The organism is Cedecea sp. Ae19-4 (genome assembly GCF_059801165.1).
The window spans coordinates 138,815-164,371 of record NZ_JBCHWG010000004.1 but is presented as its reverse complement, the minus strand read 5'-3'; the positions used below and the strand labels follow the sequence as shown (position 1 = coordinate 164,371).

Genomic DNA, 25,557 nt, shown 5'->3' with positions numbered 1-25,557 from the left:
CGGCTGCGACAATCTGGCTGGCAGGCTGACTAGCCCCCTTGAGATGCAGCGCGCGTTATTCTACGTGAAATAATGGCAAACGGCAGGTTAAACCGAGTATCTTTGTGAATATTTTTTCACATTACTGTCAAGCGGCTGAGATGCGGCGATAAAATCGCCCTGCGCCCCCGCAACCCCGTTATCAATCAGCGTCTGCCACTCGCCGCGGGTCCTCACTCCTGTGGCAAAAACATGGATTCGCGTCCCGTTACAGGCTTCAACCAGGCTCTTCACAAAAAGCTGGTTTTCGGTACGCTTGCCGATGTTTCTGACCAGACCCGGATGCAGCTTAATTAACTCCACATCCAGCTCTTTTATATAAGTTGTGCTGACGACCGTTAATCCCGCCTGGATAATCACAACCCTTGCCCCTAATGCAGTGATTAACCTTACAACATGTTGCAATCGGCTGATGTGTTGACAGACATCTGCCTCAGCAAGTTCAAAAATAATCCGTGCGCGCTTCGATTTTTCGCACTGCATCAGCGAATCACGCAGCCAGCGCTGGAATGGGGCGCGGATCAGCGAGTCAACGGTAATTTGAATGGCAAGGGTTTCTTCCGGCCAGAAGTTTAGCAGCGGCAACAGCCTGGACACGATCTGCCGATCATATTGTTCGGATAAACCAAATTGCCTGACCATCGGCATGTATTCAGCCGACAACACCTCCTGCTCACCGTCGAAGATACGGCACATGATTTCACGGTGGTGAACCACCCCATGTTTATCAACCGCGGGTTTCTGGTAAAAGCGCGGGCCGCCCTGCTTGAGGACCTGCTCAAGCAAAGTGCGCCATTTCACGTTGCCCCGACCCTGTTCCGGGAGCTTGTCGTCGTATACGGACCAGCTGTTGGCCCCCTGGAAAGCGGCGTTGCGGGTCGCGATTTCCGCATGCTCCATAACCTGCTCTTTTGTTTGCCCGCTGCGCCATGCGCAAATGCCAATGTGCAGCATATCGCTACGATCAACCATACGGGTTGACGGCAGTGCATCCACGGAATTCAGCAGTTGGCTGGCAATACCATCCGCTTCTTTCAGCGTACGGTGCGGCAGCAATACCGCAAAATCACTGCGGAAATAGCGGGCTAATAACGCGCCAGGGTAGCGCATCACAAAGGTCGAGAGCAGGTTAACCAAAGTGAATAAGTATTCTTCAACCGGGCCGTTGCCCCAGGTCTCTTTTAATAGCTCGAAATCAGGCAGGCGAATCATCATCACCACGCCGTGAGCACCGACTTGCTCCTGGCCTTCCAGCAGCGTGGCCAGTTGGTTATCAAAGAACAAACGGTTATTGAGGCCGGTTTTAATGTCCTGGGCGGCAAATGCCCTGATGAGGGTATCCACGCGGCTTCGCTGCTCGCTGGCGCTTTGCAGGTCCGAAAGTAGAGCATCCATTGCGCTGCTCACCAGCGGCGGCCATTCATGCACGGAACCACGCACTTCTGCCCCTCGCTCCCCGCTAATGATTTTTCCGGCTCTGATTTCCAGCAGCTCTTGCCCGGAAAGCTGTCGTCTCAGCCAGCGCCCGGCCAGGAAGAGCACCACCAGCATAAAAGCGACCGCCGCAGTTAATGGCGTCGTGGTAAACATGGCGTGATAGTAGACAGCAATCGGGTCGAGATAAGTCAGCTGCAGCGTCATACCTGGGTGCTTCATCAACGCGACGTTAATAGTGCGGTAGGTATATTGCGTCCCTGCCGGGCGATAGCCTTCGGGTAAAACGTGCTGGAAGAGGTAAGTTTTATCCGCCATCAGGCGAATTTCGGTGATATCCACCGGTATCATCAGCTCGCTAAAGTGATCCACCAGATCCTGGGGCGAGCGTGAGACTAGTTGGTTATCAACGATCGTGGCAACCGCCATAATGCGCTGCTGAGTTTTGTCGTGAACAGAGTTATAGAAACTTAGCAGGCACCCAAAGAGCGTAACGAAAATCGCAAGCCCGGTTAAAAGGGTAATAAAGGCTGAAAGTTTCGTCGTTAATCGCATCCCTGTGTTAACTCCGGTTAGTGAAAATTAACCACACTCATCATGGGCCCCAAACGAGGAAGCATTAAATAGCAAAGGCCGACCTCAGGCAAACGAAACCCCTCGGGAATTTCTGAGCATTTATTGCGTCAGGTCGGCTCTTCACATCAGTATCGGAGTATAGTCTGCTAAGATTTTTTTCCCATTGCTACCGACCGAGGAACGCCCATGCAGGCATTAATCCTGGAACAGTCCGAAGGCCAAACCCTGGCCGCGGTAAAAACGATCGACCACGACGCGTTGCCAGAAGGCAACGTCACCGTGGAGATTGATTACTCCAGCCTGAATTACAAAGACGCGCTGGCCATCACCGGCAAAGGCAAAATCATCCGTAATTTCCCGATGGTGCCGGGCATCGACTTTGCTGGCAAAGTGCTCACCAGTGAGGACGCTCGTTTTCAGCCGGGCCAGGCGGTGCTGCTCACCGGCTGGGGCGTTGGAGAAAACCACTGGGGTGGCCTGGCAGAAGCCGCACGGGTAAAAGGTGACTGGCTGGTTGCAATGCCCGAAGGTTTAGATGCGCGCAAGGCGATGATTATCGGCACGGCCGGTTTTACCGCGATGCTCTGCGTGATGGCACTTGAAGACGCAGGTGTGACGCCAGAAAGCGGCGAAATCGTCGTCACTGGCGCAAGCGGCGGCGTAGGCAGCACTGCCATCGCGCTGCTGCACAAACTGGGCTATAAGGTGGCCGCCGTATCCGGCCGCGAAAGTACGCATGATTACCTTCGCAGCCTCGGTGCCGACCGTATTCTTGGCCGCGATGAGTTCGCCGAAACCCGTCCGCTGGAAAAACAGCTCTGGGCCGGCGCCATTGATACCGTCGGCGATAAAGTGCTGGCGAAAGTTCTGGCGCAAATGAACTACGGCGGCTGCGTGGCGGCCTGTGGCTTAGCAGGTGGCTTCGCGCTACCAACCACCGTCATGCCGTTTATTCTGCGTAATGTTCGCCTGCAGGGTGTGGATTCCGTCATGACGCCGCCGGATCGCCGCACGGCCGCCTGGGCACGCCTCGTGAAAGACTTGCCGGATGCCTTCTACCAGCAAGCAACGACCGAAATCGGCCTGGCAGAAGCGCCAAAGTACGCCAGCGATATCATTAACAACGCCGCTCAGGGCAGAACCCTGGTAAAAGTGCGTTAAACCTTGCCCGAGGAGCGACGCCCTGTCGCTCCTCAAATTTCAATTTTTCGTGACATATTCGCCGGAACGCTTTCTCTCGGTCATGCTTAGGCTATCGCTACGAGGAGAACGTCATGAAAAAGGTCACCCGGCTCACCGAAGCCGACGTTACGCCAGAATCCGTGTTTATGATGAAGCGCCGCCAGGTACTGAAAGCGCTGGGCATCAGCGCGGCCGCCCTGTCACTCCCTCAGACAGCCAACGCCGATATTCTGTCCTGGTTCAAAGGTCACGATCGCCCCCCGGCACCTGCCGGCAAACCGCTGACGTTCACTAAGCCAGAAGAGTACCAGGCCAAACTGGCCCTGACCCCGGAAGACAAAGTCACGGGCTACAACAACTTCTATGAATTTGGCCTGGATAAGGCCGACCCTGCCGCTAACGCCGGCGGGCTAAAAACCGATCCCTGGCAGATTAAAATCAGCGGCGAAGTGGCTAAACCCATGACGCTCGATCACGATGACCTTTATAAGCGCTTCCCGCTGGAAGAGCGCATTTACCGCATGCGCTGCGTTGAGGCATGGTCGATGGCCGTCCCCTGGATTGGCTTCCCGCTTCACAAGCTGCTCGCTATGGTTGAGCCCACCAGCAACGCAAAATACGTTGCCTTTGAAACGCTTTATGACCCGGAGCAGATGCCGGGCCAAAAGGACCGGTTTATCGGGGGCGGGCTGCAATACCCTTATGTAGAAGGATTGCGGCTGGATGAAGCGATGCATCCGCTCACGCTGTTAACCGTGGGCGTTTATGGTAAAGCTCTGCCGCCGCAAAACGGCGCACCGATTCGCCTTACGGTGCCGTGGAAATATGGTTTTAAAGGCATTAAATCGATTGTCAGCATAAAACTGGTGCGCGAGCTGCCGCCTACGACATGGAACCTTGCCGCACCGAATGAATATGGTTTCTACGCCAACGTAAACCCGCACGTTGATCACCCTCGCTGGTCACAGGCTTCAGAACGCTTTATTGGCTCGGGCGGCGTGCTGGACGTTAAGCGCCAGCCCACCCTGCTGTTCAACGGCTACGCAGACCAGGTCGCCTCGCTGTATCGCGGCCTGAACCTGAAGGAGAACTTCTGAGTGCGCCTGACGGTAAAACAGATTACCTGGCTGAAAGTGGGGCTTCATCTGGCCGCTTTCCTGCCCTTCGTCTGGCTGTTTTACGCGGCAAGCCAGGGACTTTTTAGCGCCGACCCGGCAAAAGACATTCAGCATTTTACCGGCAGAATGGCGCTCAAACTGCTGCTGGTGACGTTACTTGTCACGCCACTCGCGCGTTACGCTAAACAGCCGCTATTGATTCGTACCCGCCGCCTGTTGGGCGTGTGGTGCTTCGTCTGGGCGACGCTGCACCTCACCAGCTATTCCCTGCTTGAGCTAGGGATCAGCAATCTTGGCCTGCTTGGCCAGGAACTGGTTTCCCGCCCTTATCTTACGCTGGGTATCATTTGCTGGATTATCCTGCTGGCGCTGGCCGTGACGTCGACCCAGCGAGCGCAGCGTTTTTTGGGTGCCCGCTGGCAGAAATTGCATAACTTCGTCTATCTGGTCGCGATCCTCGCACCGATTCATTTCCTCTGGTCGGTTAAGATTTTGTCCCCTCAACCCTTGCTTTATGCGCTGGGCGCGATCATTCTTCTTGCACTTCGCTACAAGAAGTTTCGCCAGTGGTGGCGCTAGCCAAAAAGCGTGTGCTTCTCCGCAGAATAAACATCGATCGGTATCCTTAACTGGATATCGGTTGATCATCTTCCCTGATAAGACCAGTATTTAGCTGCCAAATGCTACGAAATCGTTATAATGTGCGACTTCGGTTTTTTCTGACGACCATTTTCGGTTCGAAAAGGTGACAACCGGAAAACTTAGGTATATTTTGTAAATTGCCTACTAATCGCAGGAGATGGCAGCACGATGTCGGGTGAATTTCACATTTTGCTTTTGAATGGCCCTAATCTAAACATGCTGGGCACGCGGGAGCCGGAGAAGTACGGCCACCAGACGTTAGCAGAAATTGTTAACACGCTTGAGGCGGAGGCAACCAGCCTTGGCGTGACGCTCAGTCACCTGCAATCTAACGCCGAATATGCGTTGATTGACCGAATTCATCAGGCCAAAGACACTGTCGACTTTATCCTGATTAATCCGGCCGCGTTCACGCATACCAGCGTCGCGCTGCGCGATGCGTTACTGGCGGTGGATATCCCGTTTATCGAGATTCACCTCAGCAATGTGCACGCGCGTGAACCGTTCCGCCATCATTCCTATCTATCAGATAAGGCCATCGGCGTGATCTGCGGATTAGGCGCTGACGGCTATTCATATGCTTTACAGACGGCGGTAAAACGCCTGTCAAAATCCATCTAAACAAAGAGTACGGAACCCACTCATGGATATTCGTAAGATTAAAAAACTGATCGAGCTGGTTGAAGAATCAGGCATCGCTGAACTGGAAATTTCTGAAGGCGAAGAGTCTGTACGCATCAGCCGCTCCCCGGCAAACGCTGGTTTCCCAATGATGCAACAGGCTTACGCTGCGCCAATGTACCAGCCGCAGCCACAGCCGGGTCTGGCTCAGGCCGTTGCACCAGCCGCAACCCCAGCAATGGAAGCCCCTGCAGCTGCTGAAGTCAGTGGTCACATCGTACGTTCCCCAATGGTCGGTACCTTCTACCGTACCCCTAGCCCGGATGCCAAAGCGTTTGTGGAAGTGGGCCAGAAAGTTAACGTGGGCGACACCCTGTGCATCGTTGAAGCAATGAAAATGATGAACCAGATCGAATCAGATAAAGCCGGTGTGGTGAAAGCAATTCTGATTGAGAATGGTCAGCCGGTAGAATTTGACGAGCCGCTGGTCGTCATCGAGTAACGAGGCGAACATGCTGGATAAAATTGTCATCGCCAACCGCGGCGAGATTGCACTGCGTATTCTTCGTGCCTGTAAAGAACTGGGCATCAAGACTGTCGCTGTGCACTCAAGCGCGGACCGCGATCTGAAACACGTATTACTGGCGGATGAGACGGTCTGTATCGGCCCGGCTCCGTCCGTAAAAAGCTACCTGAACATCCCGGCAATCATCTCTGCGGCGGAAATCACCGGCGCGGTAGCGATTCACCCGGGTTACGGCTTCCTGTCAGAAAACGCCAACTTTGCCGAGCAGGTTGAGCGTTCCGGCTTTATCTTCATCGGCCCGAAAGCTGAAACTATCCGCCTGATGGGCGACAAAGTTTCCGCGATCACCGCGATGAAAAAAGCGGGCGTACCGACGGTACCAGGTTCTGACGGCCCACTGGACGGCGACATGGATAAAAACCGTGCCCATGCAAAACGCATCGGCTACCCGGTGATTATCAAAGCCTCCGGCGGCGGCGGCGGTCGTGGTATGCGCGTAGTGCGCAGCGACGCGGAGCTCGAGCAATCCATCAACATGACCCGTGCGGAAGCCAAAGCGGCTTTCAACAACGACATGGTTTACATGGAGAAATACCTCGAGAACCCACGCCATATCGAGATTCAGGTTCTGGCCGACGGCCAGGGGCACGCTATCTATCTGGCTGAACGTGACTGCTCCATGCAGCGCCGCCACCAGAAAGTCGTTGAAGAAGCACCAGCCCCGGGCATCACGCCTGAGCTGCGTAAATTCATCGGCGACCGCTGCGCCAAAGCCTGTATCGACATTAACTATCGCGGCGCAGGTACCTTTGAGTTCCTGTTCGAAAACGGCGAGTTCTATTTCATCGAAATGAACACCCGTATTCAGGTAGAACACCCGGTTACCGAAATGATCACCGGCGTTGACCTGATCAAAGAGCAGCTGCGTATCGCAGCCGGTCAGCCGCTGTCCATCAAACAGGAAGACGTTCACGTTACCGGCCACGCGGTGGAATGCCGTATCAACGCCGAAGACCCGAACACCTTCCTGCCAAGCCCGGGCAAAATCACGCGCTTCCACGCGCCTGGTGGTTTTGGCGTGCGTTGGGAATCGCATATCTACGCCGGTTACACAGTACCGCCGTACTACGATTCAATGATTGGGAAGCTCATCTGCTACGGCGAAACGCGTGAAGTGGCTATTGCCCGCATGAAAAACGCCCTGGCAGAACTGATTATCGATGGCATCAAAACCAATATCGATCTGCAGACCAAAATCATGAACGACGAAAACTTCCAGCACGGTGGAACCAACATCCACTATCTGGAGAAGAAACTCGGTCTTCAGCACTAAGTTTCCGTTGAACATGTCGACAAAAGGCCGGATTTCCGGCCTTTTTCTTTTTTTATCCTCCGACAGGATGGATGCGTTACAATCCCCGCTTTCTGCGAACTCAAGGGACAAAAATGGACAACCGTTTTGTTCAGGCCCATAAAGAAGCGCACTGGGCGCTCTGGCTGACCTTGCTCTATCTTGCTGCATGGTTAGTGGCTGCTTACTTACATGACAATACACAGGGGATCACCGGCTTGCCGCACTGGTTCGAGATGGCCTGCCTGCTGGTGCCGCTACTTTTTATCCTGCTTTGCTGGCTGATGGTGAAATACTTATTCCGCGACATTCCTCTGGGGGATGACCATGCAAAATGAAGTGATTGCCGTGCTGGTTATCTACCTGATCGCGGTCTTTGGTCTTTCCGTTTACGCCATGCGCCAGCGCACATCCGGCACCTTCCTGAGTGAATATTTCCTCGGCAGCCGTTCGATGGGCGGCTTCGTCCTGGCCATGACGCTCACCACCACCTACATCAGCGCCAGTTCGTTTATCGGCGGCCCGGGTGCAGCCTATAAGTTCGGCCTAGGCTGGGTGCTGCTGGCCATGATTCAGATCCCGACGATCTGGCTTTCTCTGGGGATCCTCGGGAAGAAATTCGCTATCCTGGCACGCCGCTATAACGCCATCACGCTGAATGACATGCTCCAGGCTCGCTACCAGAATCGGGCCGTTGTCTGGATTGCCAGCATTAGCCTGTTGGTCGCGTTTGTTGGCGCGATTGCCGTCCAGTTCATCGGTGGCGCGCGTCTGCTGGAAACCGCCGCAGGGATAAAGTATGAAACTGGCCTGCTGATTTTCGGGATCACCATCGCGCTCTATACGTCCTTCGGCGGCTTCCGCGCCAGCGTGCTCAACGACACCATGCAGGGCATGGTAATGCTCATAGGCACCATCGTGCTGCTGGTCGGCGTGGTTCATGCCGCTGGCGGGCTGGGCAACGCGGTACAAACGTTAGAATACATCGATCCGAAACTCGTCAGCCCTCAGGGCGCGGGTGACATTCTGACGCCAACGTTTATGGCTTCCTTCTGGGTACTGGTCTGTTTTGGCGTGATCGGCCTGCCCCACACGGCGGTACGCTGTATCTCTTATAAAGACAGCAAAGCCGTGCACCGCGGCATCATCATAGGCACCATTGTGGTCGCAATCCTGATGCTGGGTATGCACCTTGCTGGCGCGCTGGGCAGAGCGGTACTCCCGGGCCTGACGGTGCCGGATCTGGTTATCCCTACGCTGATGATGCAGGTTCTGCCGCCCTGGGCCGCTGGGTTATTCCTAGCCGCGCCAATGGCCGCCATTATGTCCAACGTGAACGCCCACTTGCTGCAGGCCTCCGCGACGATCGTGAAAGACCTGTGGCTTAGCGCAAGTCCGACTAAAATTCATCAGGAGCGCCGCCTGAAGCGCATTTCCACCACCACTACGCTGGTGCTGGGCATTCTGATGATGCTGGCCGCCTGGCGACCACCTGAGATGATTATCTGGCTTAATCTGCTGGCCTTCGGGGGCCTTGAGGCCGTTTTCCTGTGGCCGCTGGTGCTGGGCCTCTATTGGGAGAAAGCGAACGCAGCAGGCGCGCTGAGCGGCATGATTGTCGGCGGCGGACTATACGCGGTGCTCGCCAGTTTTGGCCTGCAGCTTCTGGGCTTCCACCCGATTGTGCCTTCGCTCCTGTTCAGCTTGCTGGCGTTCCTGATAGGTAACCGTTTTGGTCGTGCCGTTCCGGAGCCCCTTCTTGTTTCCACTACTGATAAATAAAGAGTTTCGCCATGCCATGGATCCAACTGAAAATTAACACCACCGGCGGCAACGCTGAAAGCTTAGGCGATGCGCTGATTGAAAGCGGGGCGGTTTCCGTCACCTTCCAGGACACCCACGATACGCCGGTCTTTGAACCGCTGCCGGGTGAAACTCGCCTTTGGGGCGATACCGACGTTATCGGCCTGTATGACGCGGAAACCGACATGGAAGAAGTTGTCGCTATCCTCGAGCACTGCCCTTTGTTAGGCCAGGGTTTCCACCACAAAGTGGAACAGCTGGAAGATAAAGACTGGGAGCGCGAATGGATGGACAACTTCCACCCAATGCGCTTCGGCAACCGCCTGTGGATCTGCCCAAGCTGGCGCGATGTGCCGGATGCAACTGCCGTGAACGTGATGCTCGACCCGGGTCTGGCGTTTGGCACCGGAACCCATCCAACCACCTCGCTGTGCCTCGAATGGCTCGACGGCCTGGACCTGGCGGGCAAAACTGTGATCGACTTTGGTTGCGGCTCCGGGATCCTGGCGATTGCCGCTCTTAAACTGGGGGCCGCAAAAGCTATCGGCATCGATATCGATCCGCAGGCAATTCAGGCGAGCCGCGATAACGCTGAGCGTAACGGTGTTTCTGACCGGCTTGAGCTTTACCTGCCGAAAGACCAGCCAGAAGTCATGAGCGCCGACGTGGTGGTCGCTAACATCCTGGCAGGCCCTTTGCGTGAGTTAGCGCCGTTAATCAGCGTGCTGCCTGTTGAGGGCGGTTTACTTGGCCTTTCCGGCGTTCTGGCAAGCCAAGCCGAAGGGGTGTGTGAAGCTTATGTCGATAAGTTCACGCTTGACCCGGTTGCGGAAAAAGAAGAGTGGTGCCGTATCACCGGCCGCAAGCAAGGCTGATCAAAATAACGGCATACGGACATCGCGCCGTGTGCCGTTTTCAGCCAGTTTTAGTGAACAAGCCACATGTAAAAATGAGAGCTTGTTCGCATAAAAACCCCAAAACTGACCACAAAAACAGCGGTTTATCTGGTAAAAATAGCCTGTTGGACAGCATATTTCTGCTAACTTTCAGGAAAATTTAAAACAGCATGAAATAAACGAAAAATCCTAACCATCTGATTAATTGAATGAATTACGTATTCTGGCCGCATTTGTTGCCGCTTCATTGATCTGTGACAGAGGATTGTTCAAAGTTTGGCCTTTCATCTCGTGTGAAAAATGCGTAATATACGCCGCCTTGCAGGCACAGTATGGTCATTTCTTAACTCATGCGCATCGGACACCACCAGCTCAGAAATCGCCTGATCGCAGCACCTATGGCTGGCATCACTGACAGACCATTCAGGACGCTGTGCTACGAGATGGGAGCCGGGTTAACCGTTTCCGAGATGATGTCCTCTAACCCAGAAGTTTGGGCGAGCGATAAGTCCCGTTTACGCATGGTTCATGTGGATGAACCGGGTATTCGCACCGTGCAGATTGCCGGCAGCGTACCGGAAGAGATGGCAGAAGCCGCGCGAATTAACGTGGCTAATGGCGCCCAGATTATTGATATCAATATGGGTTGTCCGGCAAAAAAGGTGAATCGTAAGCTGGCAGGTTCAGCGCTTCTACAGTACCCGAGTCTGGTAAAGGACATCGTGACGACGGTAGTGAAGGCAGTGGATGTTCCTGTGACGTTGAAAATTCGTACCGGCTGGGAGCCCGCGCACCGTAACTGTGTAGAGATTGCCCAACTGGCTGAAGACTGTGGGATTCAGGCTCTGACAATTCATGGACGCACACGCGCCTGTTTATTCCAGGGCGATGCTGAATACGACAGCATTCGGGCAGTTAAGCAGAAAGTTTCCATTCCGATTATCGCGAATGGTGACATTACTGACCCGCTTAAAGCCAGAGCTGTACTTGACTATACGGGGGCTGATGCCCTGATGATAGGCCGTGCGGCTCAGGGAAGACCCTGGATCTTTCGGGAAATCCAGCATTATCTGGACACTGGAGAGCTGCTGCCCCCCTTGCCTCTGGCAGAGGTGAAGCGCTTACTTTGCTCGCACGTTCGGGAACTGCATAGCTTTTATGGCGATGTAAAAGGTTACCGAATAGCTCGTAAACACGTCTCCTGGTATCTCCAGGAGCACGCTCCAGATGACCAGTTTCGGCGCACATTCAACGCCATTGAGGATACCAGCGAACAGCTGGAGGCGTTGGAGGCATACTTCGAAAATCTTGCGTAATGAAATAAAGAGCTGACAGAACTATGTTCGAACAACGCGTAAATTCTGACGTACTGACCGTTTCCACCGTTAACTCTCAGGATCAGGTAACTCAAAAGCCCCTGCGTGACTCGGTTAAACAGGCACTGAAGAACTATTTTGCTCAACTGAATGGTCAGGATGTGAATGACCTGTATGAGCTGGTACTGGCTGAAGTTGAACAGCCACTGTTGGACATGGTGATGCAATACACCCGCGGCAACCAGACCCGCGCTGCCCTGATGATGGGTATCAACCGCGGTACGCTGCGTAAGAAACTGAAAAAATACGGCATGAACTGATACTAATCAGTTAGTGTTGTGAAAAGGCGCGACTCGGCATGGGAAAGCGCCTTTTCTCTTTTCTACACCCCGAATCTGACGTTTTTCCTCATCATTCATCGCTGCATCGCCCTTTCCTTCACTTTGTTTACACTTCACACGCTTTGCAATTATTCCCCGATCCTGTGGTCTGAGTCGCAGTGGTAAAATAGACACATTCACACCGGTGCAGCATCCGTGAAAGCTTCGTACCTTTATGGGCACCTACGAGAGCAATCCCTGTTCCGGCGTTTGGTAAAACCGAGGTTCAAAATGACTAAATTCATCGCTGTCGCGTTGCTCACTACTTTTCTGGCTGGCTGTGCGACCGATTCCCCTTGCGTACCGGTCTATGATGACCAGGGGCGCCTGGTGCACACCAATACCTGTATGAAAGGCACCACTCAGGATAACTGGGAAACCGCTGGCGCGATTGCCGCCGGTACCGCTGCCGTGGCAGGCGTAGCCCTGGGTATCGTGGCACTCACCAAATAAGTTCTCCCCTCGACCAAAGCGCGAGGCTCTCGCGCTTTTTTGTTTCTTCTTCCTGCAACACCTGAATCATTTTGCTCTGAAATGCGCCGTTAGTTGCAGGCCTGCACTATTTCGGCGCATTTTCTTGCCCATACCTTCATGGCTACCTGCCTTCTTCTTCATAAGACGCCCCCGCAAAAACCTGGCATCCCCTTTGCTTTAAAGACTATGACTCGGGCATTTGCCACGAATACGGATCTGGCACCTCCCGGATGCCATTTCGCCAATAATGATAATTTTGCCACTCAGGATGCATTTATGAAGAAGATGATGATCGCCACTCTGGTCGCTACCGGCACGCTGTTTGCGATGGCTAATCAGGCTCATGCAGGCACCACGCTGGATGCCGTCAAAAAGAAAGGCTTCGTGCAATGTGGAATCAGCGATGGTCTGCCGGGCTTTTCTTACGCTGACGGCAGCGGCAAGTTTACCGGTATCGATGTGGATGTTTGCCGTGGCGTGGCGGCGGCAGTCTTCGGCGATGCTTCTAAAGTCAAATACACGCCTCTGACAGCAAAAGAGCGCTTTACGGCGCTGCAGTCCGGCGAGGTAGATATTCTTTCCCGTAACACCACCTGGACTTCTTCCCGCGACGCGGGCATGGGGATGGTGTTCACCGGCGTCACTTACTATGACGGTATCGGCTTCCTGACCCACAATAAAGCCGGCCTCAAAAGCGCGAAAGAGCTCGACGGTGCCACGGTTTGTATTCAGGCCGGAACCGACACCGAGCTGAACGTCGCCGACTACTTCAAAGCCAATAAGATGAAGTACACGCCGGTCACCTTTGACCGTTCAGACGAGTCGGCCAAAGCGCTGGAGTCCGGGCGCTGCGATACTCTGGCCTCAGATCAGTCTCAGCTGTACGCCCTGCGCATCAAGCTCAGCAATCCGGCAGAATGGCTTGTGCTGCCAGAAGTCATCTCTAAAGAACCCCTGGGACCCGTTGTACGCCGCGGGGACGATGACTGGTTCTCCATCGTGCGCTGGACGCTGTTCGCCATGCTGAATGCCGAAGAGATGGGCATTAATTCTAAAAACGTCGACCAGATGGCCGCCAACCCGACCACGCCGGATATGGCGCACCTGTTAGGGAAAGAGGGTGATTTCGGCAAAGACCTGAAGCTGGACAACAAGTGGGCCTACAACATCGTGAAGCAGGTCGGTAACTACGCTGAGATTTTCGAGAGTAACGTCGGTGCCCAAAGCCCGCTGAAAATCAAACGCGGCCAGAACAACCTGTGGAACAACGGTGGGATTCAGTACGCCCCACCAGTTCGCTAAGCGACATACCAGAACAGGGCACTGCCCATTGCGGTGCCCCAGATTTATGTTCCTGTTACTGAGGTTTGCTTATGCGTCATCACCGCCCAGCCGTGAAGGCCGACTTATCTTTTTCTAACCCCTCGGTTTGCGCCTGGCTGTATCAAATCATCGCCATCGCCTTGGTTATTGGCGTGGCGGTTTATTTGATTCACAACACCATTACCAACCTGGACAGCCGCGGTATTACCTCCGGTTTTGCCTTTCTCGATCGCGCCGCCGGGTTCGGCATTGTCCAGCATCTTGTCGACTACGATCAGGGAGATACCTACGGCAAAGTCTTTGTTGTTGGGCTGCTGAATACCCTGCTGGTGTCTGTTCTCTGTATTGTATTCGCGACATTTATCGGCTTCTTTGTGGGCCTGGCACGCCTCTCTGATAACTGGCTGGTGCGTAAACTCTCTACCTTTTATATAGAGACATTTCGCAACATCCCCCCGCTGCTGCAAATTTTCTTCTGGTACTTTGCCGTGCTGCGTAATCTGCCGGGCCCACGCCAGGCTCTGGATGCCTTTGGCCTGATGTACCTGAGCAATCGCGGGCTGTCTCTTCCGGCTCCGATTATGGGGGAAGGTCTGCTGGCATTTGCGGTTGCCATTCTGTGCGCACTGATCGTTTCTGCTGGCCTGTATCGCTATAACAAAATGCACCAAATGAGAACCGGGCAGATTCGTCGCACCTGGCCCGTGACGATCGCGTTTATCGTTGTGCTTCCGCTGCTGGCGCATTTGATCTTCGGGGCAGCCCTTCACTGGGATATTCCAGCTCTGCACGGTTTCAACTTCAGCGGTGGGATTGTACTTATCCCTGAACTGGCGGCTTTAACGCTGGCGCTGTCGGTTTACACCTCGGTCTTTATCGCGGAAATCATTCGCTCAGGTATTCAGTCCGTCCCCTTTGGCCAGCATGAGGCGGCTTTGTCCCTGGGTCTGCCTAAGCAGGTGACGCTTCGCCAGGTGATTGTGCCCCAGGCGCTGAGAGTCATCATTCCGCCGTTGACCAGCCAGTACTTGAACATCGTCAAAAACTCTTCCCTGGCAGCAGCCATTGGTTATCCGGATATGGTGTCTTTGTTTGCCGGCAGCGTGCTTAACCAAACGGGCCAGGCTATCGAAACCATCGCTATCACGATGTCCGTTTATTTGCTTATCAGCCTGGTTATTTCGCTGCTGATGAACGTCTATAACCGCCGTATCGCCCTCGTCGAGCGTTAAGGAATATCGATGACTAAAGTTTTAACGGCGCACGACGCCCGCCAGGCAGCTAACCACCCGGAACGAATCTGGCGCTGGATGCGTAAAAATCTCTTCTCCAGCTGGCTGAATACTCTGCTCACACTGCTTTGTCTCGGGCTGATGTGGACGCTTATCCCTCCGCTTCTGAACTGGGCGGTTTTCCAGGCGAATTGGGTAGGTGAGACAAGAGCCGACTGTACTCAGGGAGGGGCGTGTTGGGTCTTTATCCACGACCGCTTCGGGCAGTTTATGTATGGACTTTATCCTCACGAATTGCGCTGGCGCATCAACCTTGCACTGATCATTGGGTTACTTTCCGTAGCCGCAATGTTCTGGAAGTCGCTTCCTCACCGTGGTCGCTATATCGCCGCCTGGGCCGTGACCTATCCGCTCCTCGTTTGGCTCTTGATGTACGGTGGATTCCTGGGGCTGGACCGCGTGGAGACTCGTCTTTGGGGCGGATTAACCCTCACGCTGATCATTGCTTCCGTCGGCATCGCAGGCGCCCTACCGCTGGGTATTGTGCTGGCACTGGGCAGACGATCGCGCATGCCGGTTGTGAGAATCCTTTCAATAATGTTTATCGAATTTTGGCGAGGTGTACCGCTGATCACGGTGCTGTTCATGTCTTCCGTGATGCTGCCGCTGTTTCTACCGGAAGGCACCACCATCGATAAACTGATTCGGGCATTGGTCGGGGTGATTTTATTCCAGTCAGCCTATGTGGCCGAGGTGGTTCGTGGCGGGCTGCAGGCTCTGCCCAAAGGGCAATATGAGGCAGCAGAGTCATTGGCGCTTGGTTACTGGAGAATGCAAGGATTGGTGATTTTACCTCAGGCCCTGAAGTTGGTGATCCCGGGGCTGGTGAACACGATTATTGCGCTGTTTAAAGACACCAGTCTGGTGATCATCATCGGCCTGTTCGATCTGTTTAGTAGCGTACAGCAAGCCACTGTCGATCCGGCCTGGCTGGGGATGTCGACAGAAGGCTATGTCTTTGCCGCTATCGTCTATTGGATTTTCTGTTTCAGTATGTCGCGCTATAGCCAGCATCTGGAGAAGCGCTTCCACACCGGCCGCACGCCGCACTAAGGATTATGATGAGTAAAATGACACTGCAGGCTGCCGACACGATGATCACATTGGAAAATGTGAACAAATGGTACGGGCAATTCCATGTTTTAAAAGATATTAATCTCAATGTGAAGCAGGGTGAGCGTATCGTGCTGTGTGGGCCATCGGGCTCCGGGAAATCAACGACTATTCGCTGTATTAACCATCTTGAAGAGCATCAGCAGGGGCGTATTGTCGTTGACGGCACAGAGTTGAATGACGATCTCCGCAATATAGAAAAAGTCCGTACCGAAGTCGGCATGGTCTTTCAGCACTTTAACCTGTTCCCGCATTTAACGGTCTTGCAGAACTGCACCCTGGCTCCGATTTGGGTGCGTAAGATGCCGAAGAAAGAAGCGGAAGCGCTGGCGATGCATTATCTCGAACGAGTGCGAATCGCTGAACATGCGCATAAATTCCCGGGGCAAATATCCGGTGGCCAGCAGCAGCGTGTGGCCATTGCTCGCTCGCTATGCATGAAGCCTAAAATCATGCTCTTCGATGAACCGACGTCTGCACTTGACCCGGAAATGGTGAAGGAAGTGCTGGATACCATGATTGGCCTGGCCGAATCCGGGATGACGATGCTGTGCGTGACTCACGAAATGGGGTTTGCGCGTACCGTTGCCGACAGGGTTATCTTTATGGACCGTGGAGAGATCGTAGAGCAGGCACCACCTGAAGAGTTTTTTGCCCATCCGAAATCGGAAAGAACGCGAGCTTTCTTGTCTCAGGTTATCCATTAAACGACAAAGGCCGCTGACGCGGCCTTTTTTATGCTGTTTTGCACATCTCTGAAAGCAAAAAACCCCGGCCTTTCGGTCGGGGTTAATGCTTTATTTGATGCCTGACAGTTCCCTACTCTCGCATGGGGAGACCCCACACTACCATCGGCGCTACGGCGTTTCACTTCTGAGTTCGGCATGGGGTCAGGTGGGACCACCGCGCTACTGCCGTCAGGCAAATTCTTTTCTACGTGCCGAACTTTAACCTAAAAAGTGGTGCTGATACCCAGAGTCGAACTGGGGACCTCACCCTTACCAAGGGTGCGCTCTACCAACTGAGCCATATCAGCACGCTTAATTTGATGCCTGGCAGTTCCCTACTCTCGCATGGGGAGACCCCACACTACCATCGGCGCTACGGCGTTTCACTTCTGAGTTCGGCATGGGGTCAGGTGGGACCACCGCGCTACGGCCGCCAGGCAAATTCTGTTATTGACCGTTATATCTCTATATAACCATCAATCTAATCCTGAACTAAGCTGAAAATCTTTCGTCTCTGAAAACACCTTCGGTGTTGTAAGGTTAAGCCTCACGGATCATTAGTACTGGTTAGCTCAACGTATCGCTACGCTTACACACCCAGCCTATCAACGTCGTCGTCTTCAACGTTCCTTCAGGACCCTTAAAGGGTCAGGGAGAACTCATCTCGGGGCAAGTTTCGCGCTTAGATGCTTTCAGCGCTTATCTTTTCCGCATTTAGCTACCGGGCAATGCCATTGGCATGACAACCCGAACACCAGTGATGCGTCCACTCCGGTCCTCTCGTACTAGGAGCAGCCCCCCTCAATTCTCCAGCGCCCACGGCAGATAGGGACCGAACTGTCTCACGACGTTCTAAACCCAGCTCGCGTACCACTTTAAATGGCGAACAGCCATACCCTTGGGACCTACTTCAGCCCCAGGATGTGATGAGCCGACATCGAGGTGCCAAACACCGCCGTCGATATGAACTCTTGGGCGGTATCAGCCTGTTATCCCCGGAGTACCTTTTATCCGTTGAGCGATGGCCCTTCCATTCAGAACCACCGGATCACTAAGACCTGCTTTCGCACCTGCTCGAGCCGTCACTCTCGCAGTCAAGCTAGCTTATGCCTTTGCACTAACCTCACGATGTCCGACCGTGATTAGCTAACCTTCGTGCTCCTCCGTTACGCTTTAGGAGGAGACCGCCCCAGTCAAACTACCCACCAGACACTGTCCGCAACCCGGATCACGGGTCTACGTTAGAACATCAAACATTAAAGGGTGGTATTTCAAGGTTGGCTCCACGCAGACTGGCGTCCACGCTTCAAAGCCTCCCACCTATCCTACACATCAAGGCTCAATGTTCAGTGTCAAGCTATAGTAAAGGTTCACGGGGTCTTTCCGTCTTGCCGCGGGTACACTGCATCTTCACAGCGATTTCAATTTCACTGAGTCTCGGGTGGAGACAGCCTGGCCATCATTACGCCATTCGTGCAGGTCGGAACTTACCCGACAAGGAATTTCGCTACCTTAGGACCGTTATAGTTACGGCCGCCGTTTACCGGGGCTTCGATCAAGAGCTTCTCCTTGCGGATAACCCCATCAATTAACCTTCCGGCACCGGGCAGGCGTCACACCGTATACGTCCACTTTCGTGTTTGCACAGTGCTGTGTTTTTAATAAACAGTTGCAGCCAGCTGGTATCTTCGACTGCCTTCAGCTCCACCCGCGAGGGGTTTCACTTACCGACAGCGTGCCTTCTCCCGAAGTTACGGCACCATTTTGCCTAGTTCCTTCACCCGAGTTCTCTCAAGCGCCTTGGTATTCTCTACCTGACCACCTGTGTCGGTTTGGGGTACGATTCAATGTTACCTGATGCTTAGAGGCTTTTCCTGGAAGCAGGGCATTTGTTACTTCAGCACCGTAGTGCCTCGTCATCACACCTCAGCGTTAATAAGCGTCCGGATTTACCTAAACGCTCCGCCTACATGCTTAAACCGGGACAACCGTCGCCCGGCTAACATAGCCTTCTCCGTCCCCCCTTCGCAGTAACACCGAGTACAGGAATATTAACCTGTTTCCCATCGACTACGCCTTTCGGCCTCGCCTTAGGGGTCGACTCACCCTGCCCCGATTAACGTTGGACAGGAACCCTTGGTCTTCCGGCGAGCGGGCTTTTCACCCGCTTTATCGTTACTTATGTCAGCATTCGCACTTCTGATACCTCCAGCAAACCTCACAGTTCACCTTCGACGGCTTACAGAACGCTCCCCTACCCAACAACACATAGTGTCGCTGCCGCAGCTTCGGTGCATGGTTTAGCCCCGTTACATCTTCCGCGCAGGCCGACTCGACCAGTGAGCTATTACGCTTTCTTTAAATGATGGCTGCTTCTAAGCCAACATCCTGGCTGTCTGTGCCTTCCCACATCGTTTCCCACTTAACCATGACTTTGGGACCTTAGCTGGCGGTCTGGGTTGTTTCCCTCTTCACGACGGACGTTAGCACCCGCCGTGTGTCTCCCGTGATAACATTCTTCGGTATTCGTAGTTTGCATCGGGTTGGTAAGCCGGGATGGCCCCCTAGCCGAAACAGTGCTCTACCCCCGAAGATGAGTTCACGAGGCGCTACCTAAATAGCTTTCGGGGAGAACCAGCTATCTCCCGGTTTGATTGGCCTTTCACCCCCAGCCACAAGTCATCCGCTAATTTTTCAACATTAGTCGGTTCGGTCCTCCAGTTAGTGTTACCCAACCTTCAACCTGCCCATGGCTAGATCACCGGGTTTCGGGTCTATACCCTGCAACTTAACGCCCAGTTAAGACTCGGTTTCCCTGCGGCTCCCCTATACGGTTAACCTTGCTACAGAATATAAGTCGCTGACCCATTATACAAAAGGTACGCAGTCACCCCATAAATGAGGCTCCCACTGCTTGTACGTACACGGTTTCAGGTTCTTTTTCACTCCCCTCGCCGGGGTTCTTTTCGCCTTTCCCTCACGGTACTGGTTCACTATCGGTCAGTCAGGAGTATTTAGCCTTGGAGGATGGTCCCCCCATATTCAGACAGGATACCACGTGTCCCGCCCTACTCTTCGAACTCACAGTATGTGCATTTTAGTGTACGGGAGTATCACCCTGTACCCTGCGACTTTCCAGACGCTTCCACTAACACACAAACTGATTCAGGTTCTGGGCTGCTCCCCGTTCGCTCGCCGCTACTGGGGGAATCTCGGTTGATTTCTTTTCCTCGGGGTACTTAGATGTTTCAGTTCCCCCGGTTCGCTTCATTACGCTATGTATTCACGTAATGATAGTGTGACGAATCACACTGGGTTTCCCCATTCGGAAATCGCCGGCTATAACGGTTCATATCACCTTACCGACGCTTATCGCAGATTAGCACGTCCTTCATCGCCTCTGACTGCCAGGGCATCCACCGTGTACGCTTAGTCGCTTAACCTCACAACCCGAAGATGTCTCGTAAGACACAATCGATATTGTGAAAATTTGAGAGACTCGAACATGTCTTAACCTCATTCTTTATTACGGAAGAATGAGACGACATGTCGTTTCAATTTTCAGCTTGTTCCGGATTGTTAAAGAGCAAATACTTCGCAGTACACCGTCACCGGTACACTCTGAAGTAAGTTTTGGTGCATGAAATGATGGTGGAGCTAAGCGGGATCGAACCGCTGACCTCCTGCGTGCAAGGCAGGCGCTCTCCCAGCTGAGCTATAGCCCCATCGATTTCGTAAAACCTTTGATTACCATGATTTTCATCTGGTCAAGGCGCAACTTAGCGACGCATACTGAGGTATGCGAGTCTGAGGTGCAACGCAGAACAGGGGAAAATTTGGTAGGCCTGAGTGGACTTGAACCACCGACCTCACCCTTATCAGGGGTGCGCTCTAACCACCTGAGCTACAAGCCTATAAGGTTTTACTGCTCGTTTTCTATCAGACAATCTGTGTGAGCACTACGCGGGTTGTATCTATTAGGTAAGGAGGTGATCCAACCGCAGGTTCCCCTACGGTTACCTTGTTACGACTTCACCCCAGTCATGAATCACAAAGTGGTAAGCGCCCTCCCGAAGGTTAAGCTACCTACTTCTTTTGCAACCCACTCCCATGGTGTGACGGGCGGTGTGTACAAGGCCCGGGAACGTATTCACCGTAGCATTCTGATCTACGATTACTAGCGATTCCGACTTCATGGAGTCGAGTTGCAGACTCCAATCCGGACTACGACGCACTTTATGAGGTCCGCTTGCTCTCGCGAGGTCGCTTCTCTTTGTATGCGCCATTGTAGCACGTGTGTAGCCCTACTCGTAAGGGCCATGATGACTTGACGTCATCCCCACCTTCCTCCAGTTTATCACTGGCAGTCTCCTTTGAGTTCCCGGCCGAACCGCTGGCAACAAAGGATAAGGGTTGCGCTCGTTGCGGGACTTAACCCAACATTTCACAACACGAGCTGACGACAGCCATGCAGCACCTGTCTCAGAGTTCCCGAAGGCACCAATCCATCTCTGGAAAGTTCTCTGGATGTCAAGAGTAGGTAAGGTTCTTCGCGTTGCATCGAATTAAACCACATGCTCCACCGCTTGTGCGGGCCCCCGTCAATTCATTTGAGTTTTAACCTTGCGGCCGTACTCCCCAGGCGGTCGACTTAACGCGTTAGCTCCGGAAGCCACGCCTCAAGGGCACAACCTCCAAGTCGACATCGTTTACGGCGTGGACTACCAGGGTATCTAATCCTGTTTGCTCCCCACGCTTTCGCACCTGAGCGTCAGTCTTTGTCCAGGGGGCCGCCTTCGCCACCGGTATTCCTCCAGATCTCTACGCATTTCACCGCTACACCTGGAATTCTACCCCCCTCTACAAGACTCAAGCTTGCCAGTTTCGAATGCAGTTCCCAGGTTGAGCCCGGGGATTTCACATCCGACTTAACAAACCGCCTGCGTGCGCTTTACGCCCAGTAATTCCGATTAACGCTTGCACCCTCCGTATTACCGCGGCTGCTGGCACGGAGTTAGCCGGTGCTTCTTCTGCGAGTAACGTCAATCACCAAGGTTATTAACCTTAATGCCTTCCTCCTCGCTGAAAGTACTTTACAACCCGAAGGCCTTCTTCATACACGCGGCATGGCTGCATCAGGCTTGCGCCCATTGTGCAATATTCCCCACTGCTGCCTCCCGTAGGAGTCTGGACCGTGTCTCAGTTCCAGTGTGGCTGGTCATCCTCTCAGACCAGCTAGGGATCGTCGCCTAGGTGAGCCATTACCCCACCTACTAGCTAATCCCATCTGGGTTCATCTGATGGCAAGAGGCCCGAAGGTCCCCCTCTTTGGTCTTGCGACGTTATGCGGTATTAGCTACCGTTTCCAGTAGTTATCCCCCTCCATCAGGCAGATCCCCAGACATTACTCACCCGTCCGCCGCTCGTCACCCAGGAGCAAGCTCCCCGTGCTACCGCTCGACTTGCATGTGTTAGGCCTGCCGCCAGCGTTCAATCTGAGCCATGATCAAACTCTTCAATTTAAAAGTGTTTGATGCTCAAAGAATTAAAACTGTTTATAAAATCAGTAGTCACTCTTCAAGACTTGATATTTGTTTGCATCCGAAGATGCTGAGATATCAATCCTGCGAGTGCCCACACAGATTGTCTGATAAATTGTTAAAGAGCAGTGAGTTAGGCGCTTTCGCTTGCTAACTCGAGGTGGCGTATATTACGCTTTCCTCTTTCAGAGTCAACCCCGATTTTCAGGATTTTTTCTCTTTATCGAACCGGCTAATTTGTGAAGTGATTCACTGTGCCGTCTCGATGGAGGCGCATTATAGGGATCCCACTTTTTAGCACAAGTACTTTTTCGATCTTTTTTTCTGAATGTTTAGTTTTCACTCTTTTCGCTGAGATCCTGTTCGATCTGCCCTCTTTATCGCCCTTTACTCCCTTGCCATTGCTCAAGAAAGCGGCCACAGTCTATTTCTGTAATGAATTTCCCTGAGGTGTTTATGTCTGCGGTACTGCGTGCTTTTCAAAAAACTTTCCCTCAACTCGATGAACGAGTCATGGTTGATCCCACCAGCGTGGTCATTGGTGACGTAAAACTGGCGGATGATGTCAGTATCTGGCCGTTAGTTGCTATTCGAGGGGACGTAAACACCGTGACAATTGGAGCACGCACCAACATCCAGGATGGCAGCGTGCTTCATGTTACCCATAAGTCCTCTTATAAACCTGAAGGGAACCCGCTGATCGTTGGTGAAGATGTGACGGTGGGCCATAAGGTAATGCTGCACGGCTGCACGATCGGCAATCGCGTCTTGGTTGGAATGGGGTCGATCCTATTGGATGGAGTAGTAGTAGAAGATGATGTGATGATTGGTGCCGGTAGCCTGGTCCCCCAGAACAAGCACCTGGAAAGCGGCTTTCTCTATTTAGGCAGTCCGGTGAAACAGATTCGCCGCCTGACTGAAGCGGAGCTGGCCGGATTAACCTACTCCGCTAACAATTATGTGCGCTGGAAAGATGAGTATCTGGCTCAGGATAGCCAGTACCACCCTTGATTGCCTTCCTGCTCACTTTCTATCAGGCCTTCGGCTTCTTCTTCAAGATCCCAACGATATTCCCGAAATAAAGAAAGCCACTCTTCGGCGCCATTGCCGCCGAAGCGGCTGGCAATGGCCAATGAGCTTATCGCGCACTCAACCTGGAACCCCTGCACCAGCGCAGGAAAACGGATAGCCTGCCGCTCTTCATCCCAGACTTCACGATCCGGGAACTGAATGGCCTGGTTCACGCCGCCATTTCTCTTTTCAACGCCTCAATAACTGGCGCGACATCTGGCATGACGCCGTGCCAAAGCATAAAAGCGTGTGCAGCCTGCCCCACCAGCATGCCAAGACCATCCGCGTAAGACACTACACCGTGACTCGTGGCCCAGTTCAAGAATGGCGTCAGCCCTTTCTGGTAAAACATGTCGTAGCAACTTACACGGTGGGAAAGGAGAGAAACCGGCAGCGCAGGGATCTCACCGCCAATCCCGCTGGACGTGGCGTTGATCAGTAAATCGAATTCATGCCCCTCGAGCTGATCCATTGCCACGGCGTTAACACTTCCCGTATGGCTGAATAAATCAGCTAGTTCTGCCGCTTTGGCAAACGTACGGTTGGTTATCGTGACCGCACAATCTAATGATAACAAGGGCAACAGTACACCACGCGCTGCGCCGCCGGCCCCCACCAGCAGAATACGATCGCCGGGTTTGATCAGTTTCAAACGTTCAAGATCGCTCAACAAGCCAATACCATCCGTATTGTCTCCAAGCAAACGTCCATCTTCCTGGCGCTTGAGCGTATTGACCGCACCTGCCAGCGCCGCCCGCTCTGTTAGCTCGTCTGCACGAGTAAAAGCTTGTTCTTTAAAAGGGACGGTGACGTTGGCTCCCCTTCCTCCTTTATTGAAGAAGGCTTCAAGTGTTTCAGCAAAAGTGTCTAACGGAGCAAGCACGCGTCCATAAGGATGTTCAATTCCCAATTGTTCTGCGAAAAGGCGATGAATAAGAGGAGATTTGCTGTGCTGAATAGGGTTACCAAAGACGGCGAAAGTTTCCATAATTACCCCTGACGGAAGAGTTCGCCGGTTAAGGCATCGCGTATTTCTGAAGGATTAAGCCGCCCACCGGTATCCCCCATAAGTACAGGGAAACTTTGGCCAAACTGCTGCTGAACTTCTTCCGAACTGCGACACGGAGGCAAGCCCGTAAGGTTCGCACTGGTAGACACCAGAGGCTTACCGTAGGCAAGACATAGCTCTTTCACAAGCGGATGATTGGTCACACGCACCGCCAAAGAATCAAAACGCCCGGTCAGCCACTTTGGGGTGGAAGGCAAAGCCGGGAAAACAAACGTCACCGGGCCAGGCCAGTTTGCAAACACCACCGAAAGCTGTGCTTCATTAAGCGCAGCGGCATCAATATAAGGTTTCAGCTGCTCAAAATTGGCGGCGATAAGGATAAGTCCCTTCTCTACCGGACGCTGTTTCAGCTCAAGCAGGCGAGTAACTGCGAGTTCACTATCGGGATCGCAACCAACGCCAAAGACGGCTTCGGTTGGGTAGGCGATGACTTGTTCTTCTTTCAGGGCCGCTACGATCTGCGCGAGCTGGCCTTCAGGCAGGTTATTATTCACTGGCTTGTTCCGTCGTTACCGGCTTTCCACATTGTTTATTGGCGCAGAAACGTTTCACGCCCTGAGCCGTTTTCTTTTCAATAAGCAGCGGATACTGACATTCAGAGCAGATACCCGCTACCGGTTTAACATTAATGACAAACTGACAGTCCGGGTAGCTGTTACAGGACCAGAACGTTTTCCCGTAGCGAGAACGACGCTGAACCAGTTGCCCTTTTTGGCATTGGGGGCACGCTATTGCCGTCTCATCGGGTTTATCAATGATTTCCGTGTGTTCGCATTCAGGGTAATTGCTGCAGCCGATAAACATGCCAAACCGCCCCTGACGTAGCACGAGCGTCGACTGACATACCGGGCATTGCTGGCCATCAAGTACTTTAACAATATGCCCATCCGCCTGGCTCTTTAACGGGCGAACATAATCGCATTCCGGGTAATGGGAACAGCCCAAAAATGGGCCGTGTTTACCGGAACGTATTGCTAACTCTGCCCCGCATTGGGGGCAGGGTTCATTTTTTGGCACCGAGAACAGTGCTGACTTGGCCATAACATCTCATGCTGCAACTTAA

The 25,557-nt window shown here is 53.3% G+C and carries 22 protein-coding genes, 3 tRNA genes and 4 rRNA genes; 17 read left to right on the top strand and 12 right to left on the bottom strand.

Translation table 11 applies throughout. The features are described from left to right. Positions 1-87 precede the first annotated feature (87 nt). Positions 88-2,028: an RNase E specificity factor CsrD gene (gene csrD, locus AAIE02_RS21935; protein WP_336708948.1), complete on the bottom strand. Its 1,941-nt coding sequence runs from the start codon at positions 2,026-2,028 to the stop codon at positions 88-90. A 207-nt stretch (positions 2,029-2,235) separates the two neighbouring features. On the opposite strand from csrD, the gene acuI reads away from it, so the two are divergent. The 16 genes from acuI to AAIE02_RS21855 all read left to right on the top strand — a co-directional run bounded on the left by acuI (position 2,236) and on the right by AAIE02_RS21855 (position 16,793). Beyond that, entirely contained in the window at positions 2,236-3,210 is a 975-nt protein-coding gene (gene acuI / locus AAIE02_RS21930) for an acrylyl-CoA reductase (NADPH) (RefSeq protein WP_498533248.1), read from the top strand. 113 nt (positions 3,211-3,323) lie between these two features. After that, a complete protein-coding gene (gene msrP / locus AAIE02_RS21925) occupies positions 3,324-4,328 on the top strand; it encodes a protein-methionine-sulfoxide reductase catalytic subunit MsrP (protein ID WP_166994984.1) in 1,005 nt (334 codons plus the stop codon). Next, complete coding sequence (msrQ, locus tag AAIE02_RS21920) at positions 4,329-4,928, top strand: protein-methionine-sulfoxide reductase heme-binding subunit MsrQ (protein WP_336982889.1); 600 nt, start codon at positions 4,329-4,331, stop codon at positions 4,926-4,928. It begins immediately after the preceding gene. 231 nt (positions 4,929-5,159) lie between these two features. Next, positions 5,160-5,612: a type II 3-dehydroquinate dehydratase gene (gene aroQ, locus AAIE02_RS21915; protein WP_008454912.1), complete on the top strand. Its 453-nt coding sequence runs from the start codon at positions 5,160-5,162 to the stop codon at positions 5,610-5,612. 22 nt (positions 5,613-5,634) lie between these two features. Beyond that, positions 5,635-6,114 carry an acetyl-CoA carboxylase biotin carboxyl carrier protein gene (gene accB / locus AAIE02_RS21910; protein WP_008454913.1) on the top strand — a complete coding sequence of 160 codons (480 nt, stop codon included), beginning with the start codon at positions 5,635-5,637 and terminating at the stop codon, positions 6,112-6,114. A 10-nt stretch (positions 6,115-6,124) separates the two neighbouring features. After that, positions 6,125-7,471 (top strand): acetyl-CoA carboxylase biotin carboxylase subunit, encoded by a 1,347-nt coding sequence (accC, locus tag AAIE02_RS21905; protein ID WP_008454915.1) that lies wholly within the window; start codon positions 6,125-6,127, stop codon positions 7,469-7,471. A 113-nt stretch (positions 7,472-7,584) separates the two neighbouring features. Next, on the top strand, positions 7,585-7,827 hold the full coding sequence (locus AAIE02_RS21900) for a YhdT family protein (RefSeq protein WP_498533247.1): 243 nt from the start codon (positions 7,585-7,587) through the stop codon (positions 7,825-7,827). Next, positions 7,817-9,271, top strand: a complete 1,455-nt coding sequence (gene panF / locus AAIE02_RS21895) for a sodium/pantothenate symporter (protein ID WP_498533246.1) — start codon at positions 7,817-7,819, stop codon at positions 9,269-9,271. Before AAIE02_RS21900 ends, panF begins: the two co-directional genes overlap by 11 nt. Before the next feature lie 11 nt (positions 9,272-9,282). Beyond that, positions 9,283-10,167, top strand: coding sequence for a 50S ribosomal protein L11 methyltransferase (gene prmA / locus AAIE02_RS21890; protein WP_166994977.1), 885 nt, complete (start codon positions 9,283-9,285; stop codon positions 10,165-10,167). Between the two features lie 371 nt (positions 10,168-10,538). Then, positions 10,539-11,504, top strand: a complete 966-nt coding sequence (gene dusB, locus AAIE02_RS21885) for a tRNA dihydrouridine synthase DusB (protein WP_008454922.1) — start codon at positions 10,539-10,541, stop codon at positions 11,502-11,504. A 23-nt stretch (positions 11,505-11,527) separates the two neighbouring features. Further along, positions 11,528-11,824 carry a DNA-binding transcriptional regulator Fis gene (gene fis / locus AAIE02_RS21880; RefSeq protein ID WP_000462905.1) on the top strand — a complete coding sequence of 99 codons (297 nt, stop codon included), beginning with the start codon at positions 11,528-11,530 and terminating at the stop codon, positions 11,822-11,824. A 291-nt stretch (positions 11,825-12,115) separates the two neighbouring features. Further along, positions 12,116-12,337, top strand: a complete 222-nt coding sequence (locus AAIE02_RS21875; protein WP_039288243.1) for a putative periplasmic lipoprotein — start codon at positions 12,116-12,118, stop codon at positions 12,335-12,337. A 297-nt stretch (positions 12,338-12,634) separates the two neighbouring features. Beyond that, positions 12,635-13,660, top strand: a complete 1,026-nt coding sequence (locus AAIE02_RS21870; protein ID WP_008454925.1) for an amino acid ABC transporter substrate-binding protein — start codon at positions 12,635-12,637, stop codon at positions 13,658-13,660. A gap of 71 nt (positions 13,661-13,731) precedes the next feature. After that, positions 13,732-14,913, top strand: coding sequence for an amino acid ABC transporter permease (locus AAIE02_RS21865; RefSeq protein WP_498533245.1), 1,182 nt, complete (start codon positions 13,732-13,734; stop codon positions 14,911-14,913). 9 nt (positions 14,914-14,922) lie between these two features. Further along, positions 14,923-16,026, top strand: coding sequence for an amino acid ABC transporter permease (locus AAIE02_RS21860; RefSeq protein ID WP_336708942.1), 1,104 nt, complete (start codon positions 14,923-14,925; stop codon positions 16,024-16,026). A gap of 8 nt (positions 16,027-16,034) precedes the next feature. Beyond that, positions 16,035-16,793: an amino acid ABC transporter ATP-binding protein gene (locus tag AAIE02_RS21855; protein WP_039298264.1), complete on the top strand. Its 759-nt coding sequence runs from the start codon at positions 16,035-16,037 to the stop codon at positions 16,791-16,793. Between the two features lie 99 nt (positions 16,794-16,892). Here the strand turns inward: AAIE02_RS21855 and rrf (AAIE02_RS21850) are convergent. From rrf (AAIE02_RS21850) to AAIE02_RS21820, 7 genes are all read right to left on the bottom strand, one after another. Continuing rightward, positions 16,893-17,008 (bottom strand): 5S ribosomal RNA (rrf, locus tag AAIE02_RS21850). A gap of 38 nt (positions 17,009-17,046) precedes the next feature. Beyond that, positions 17,047-17,122 (bottom strand) — tRNA-Thr (locus tag AAIE02_RS21845). A gap of 14 nt (positions 17,123-17,136) precedes the next feature. Continuing rightward, positions 17,137-17,252 (bottom strand): 5S ribosomal RNA (rrf, locus tag AAIE02_RS21840). A gap of 98 nt (positions 17,253-17,350) precedes the next feature. After that, positions 17,351-20,257 (bottom strand): 23S ribosomal RNA (locus AAIE02_RS21835). Positions 20,258-20,463: 206 nt separating this feature from the next. Then, positions 20,464-20,539: transfer RNA gene (locus AAIE02_RS21830), tRNA-Ala, on the bottom strand. Between the two features lie 112 nt (positions 20,540-20,651). Continuing rightward, positions 20,652-20,728: transfer RNA gene (locus AAIE02_RS21825), tRNA-Ile, on the bottom strand. Between the two features lie 68 nt (positions 20,729-20,796). Beyond that, a 16S ribosomal RNA gene (locus tag AAIE02_RS21820) occupies positions 20,797-22,336 on the bottom strand. Together the 16S, 23S and 5S rRNA genes with 3 tRNA genes alongside form the textbook arrangement of a ribosomal RNA operon. A 474-nt stretch (positions 22,337-22,810) precedes the next feature. Here AAIE02_RS21820 and AAIE02_RS21815 point away from each other — a divergent pair. Next, a complete protein-coding gene (locus AAIE02_RS21815) occupies positions 22,811-23,365 on the top strand; it encodes a gamma carbonic anhydrase family protein (protein WP_008457228.1) in 555 nt (184 codons plus the stop codon). On the opposite strand, the gene AAIE02_RS21810 is transcribed toward AAIE02_RS21815, so the two are convergent. The 4 genes from AAIE02_RS21810 to AAIE02_RS21795 are packed head-to-tail and all read right to left on the bottom strand — an operon-like array spanning position 23,341 to position 25,535. Next, a complete protein-coding gene (locus AAIE02_RS21810) occupies positions 23,341-23,598 on the bottom strand; it encodes a DUF1488 family protein (RefSeq protein WP_336709767.1) in 258 nt (85 codons plus the stop codon). The genes AAIE02_RS21815 and AAIE02_RS21810 overlap by 25 nt on opposite strands. Beyond that, entirely contained in the window at positions 23,595-24,413 is an 819-nt protein-coding gene (gene aroE / locus AAIE02_RS21805) for a shikimate dehydrogenase (protein ID WP_166995990.1), read from the bottom strand. Before aroE ends, AAIE02_RS21810 begins: the two co-directional genes overlap by 4 nt. A 2-nt stretch (positions 24,414-24,415) precedes the next feature. Beyond that, positions 24,416-24,988 carry an L-threonylcarbamoyladenylate synthase type 1 TsaC gene (gene tsaC / locus AAIE02_RS21800; protein WP_166879808.1) on the bottom strand — a complete coding sequence of 191 codons (573 nt, stop codon included), beginning with the start codon at positions 24,986-24,988 and terminating at the stop codon, positions 24,416-24,418. Next, positions 24,981-25,535, bottom strand: coding sequence for a DNA topoisomerase family protein (locus AAIE02_RS21795; protein WP_008457218.1), 555 nt, complete (start codon positions 25,533-25,535; stop codon positions 24,981-24,983). The genes tsaC and AAIE02_RS21795 overlap by 8 nt, the downstream gene beginning before the upstream one ends. Between the last annotated feature and the right edge of the window lie 22 nt (positions 25,536-25,557).

Coding starts and splice junctions, on each gene's coding strand:
- csrD (WP_336708948.1), bottom strand. CDS start 2,028: ATGCGATTAACGACGAAACTTTCAGCCTTTATTACCCTTTTAACCGGG.
- acuI (WP_498533248.1), top strand. CDS start 2,236: ATGCAGGCATTAATCCTGGAACAGTCCGAAGGCCAAACCCTGGCCGCG.
- msrP (WP_166994984.1), top strand. CDS start 3,324: ATGAAAAAGGTCACCCGGCTCACCGAAGCCGACGTTACGCCAGAATCC.
- aroQ (WP_008454912.1), top strand. CDS start 5,160: ATGTCGGGTGAATTTCACATTTTGCTTTTGAATGGCCCTAATCTAAAC.
- accB (WP_008454913.1), top strand. CDS start 5,635: ATGGATATTCGTAAGATTAAAAAACTGATCGAGCTGGTTGAAGAATCA.
- accC (WP_008454915.1), top strand. CDS start 6,125: ATGCTGGATAAAATTGTCATCGCCAACCGCGGCGAGATTGCACTGCGT.
- AAIE02_RS21900 (WP_498533247.1), top strand. CDS start 7,585: ATGGACAACCGTTTTGTTCAGGCCCATAAAGAAGCGCACTGGGCGCTC.
- panF (WP_498533246.1), top strand. CDS start 7,817: ATGCAAAATGAAGTGATTGCCGTGCTGGTTATCTACCTGATCGCGGTC.
- prmA (WP_166994977.1), top strand. CDS start 9,283: ATGCCATGGATCCAACTGAAAATTAACACCACCGGCGGCAACGCTGAA.
- dusB (WP_008454922.1), top strand. CDS start 10,539: ATGCGCATCGGACACCACCAGCTCAGAAATCGCCTGATCGCAGCACCT.
- fis (WP_000462905.1), top strand. CDS start 11,528: ATGTTCGAACAACGCGTAAATTCTGACGTACTGACCGTTTCCACCGTT.
- AAIE02_RS21875 (WP_039288243.1), top strand. CDS start 12,116: ATGACTAAATTCATCGCTGTCGCGTTGCTCACTACTTTTCTGGCTGGC.
- AAIE02_RS21870 (WP_008454925.1), top strand. CDS start 12,635: ATGAAGAAGATGATGATCGCCACTCTGGTCGCTACCGGCACGCTGTTT.
- AAIE02_RS21865 (WP_498533245.1), top strand. CDS start 13,732: ATGCGTCATCACCGCCCAGCCGTGAAGGCCGACTTATCTTTTTCTAAC.
- AAIE02_RS21860 (WP_336708942.1), top strand. CDS start 14,923: ATGACTAAAGTTTTAACGGCGCACGACGCCCGCCAGGCAGCTAACCAC.
- AAIE02_RS21855 (WP_039298264.1), top strand. CDS start 16,035: ATGAGTAAAATGACACTGCAGGCTGCCGACACGATGATCACATTGGAA.
- AAIE02_RS21815 (WP_008457228.1), top strand. CDS start 22,811: ATGTCTGCGGTACTGCGTGCTTTTCAAAAAACTTTCCCTCAACTCGAT.
- aroE (WP_166995990.1), bottom strand. CDS start 24,413: ATGGAAACTTTCGCCGTCTTTGGTAACCCTATTCAGCACAGCAAATCT.
- AAIE02_RS21795 (WP_008457218.1), bottom strand. CDS start 25,535: ATGGCCAAGTCAGCACTGTTCTCGGTGCCAAAAAATGAACCCTGCCCC.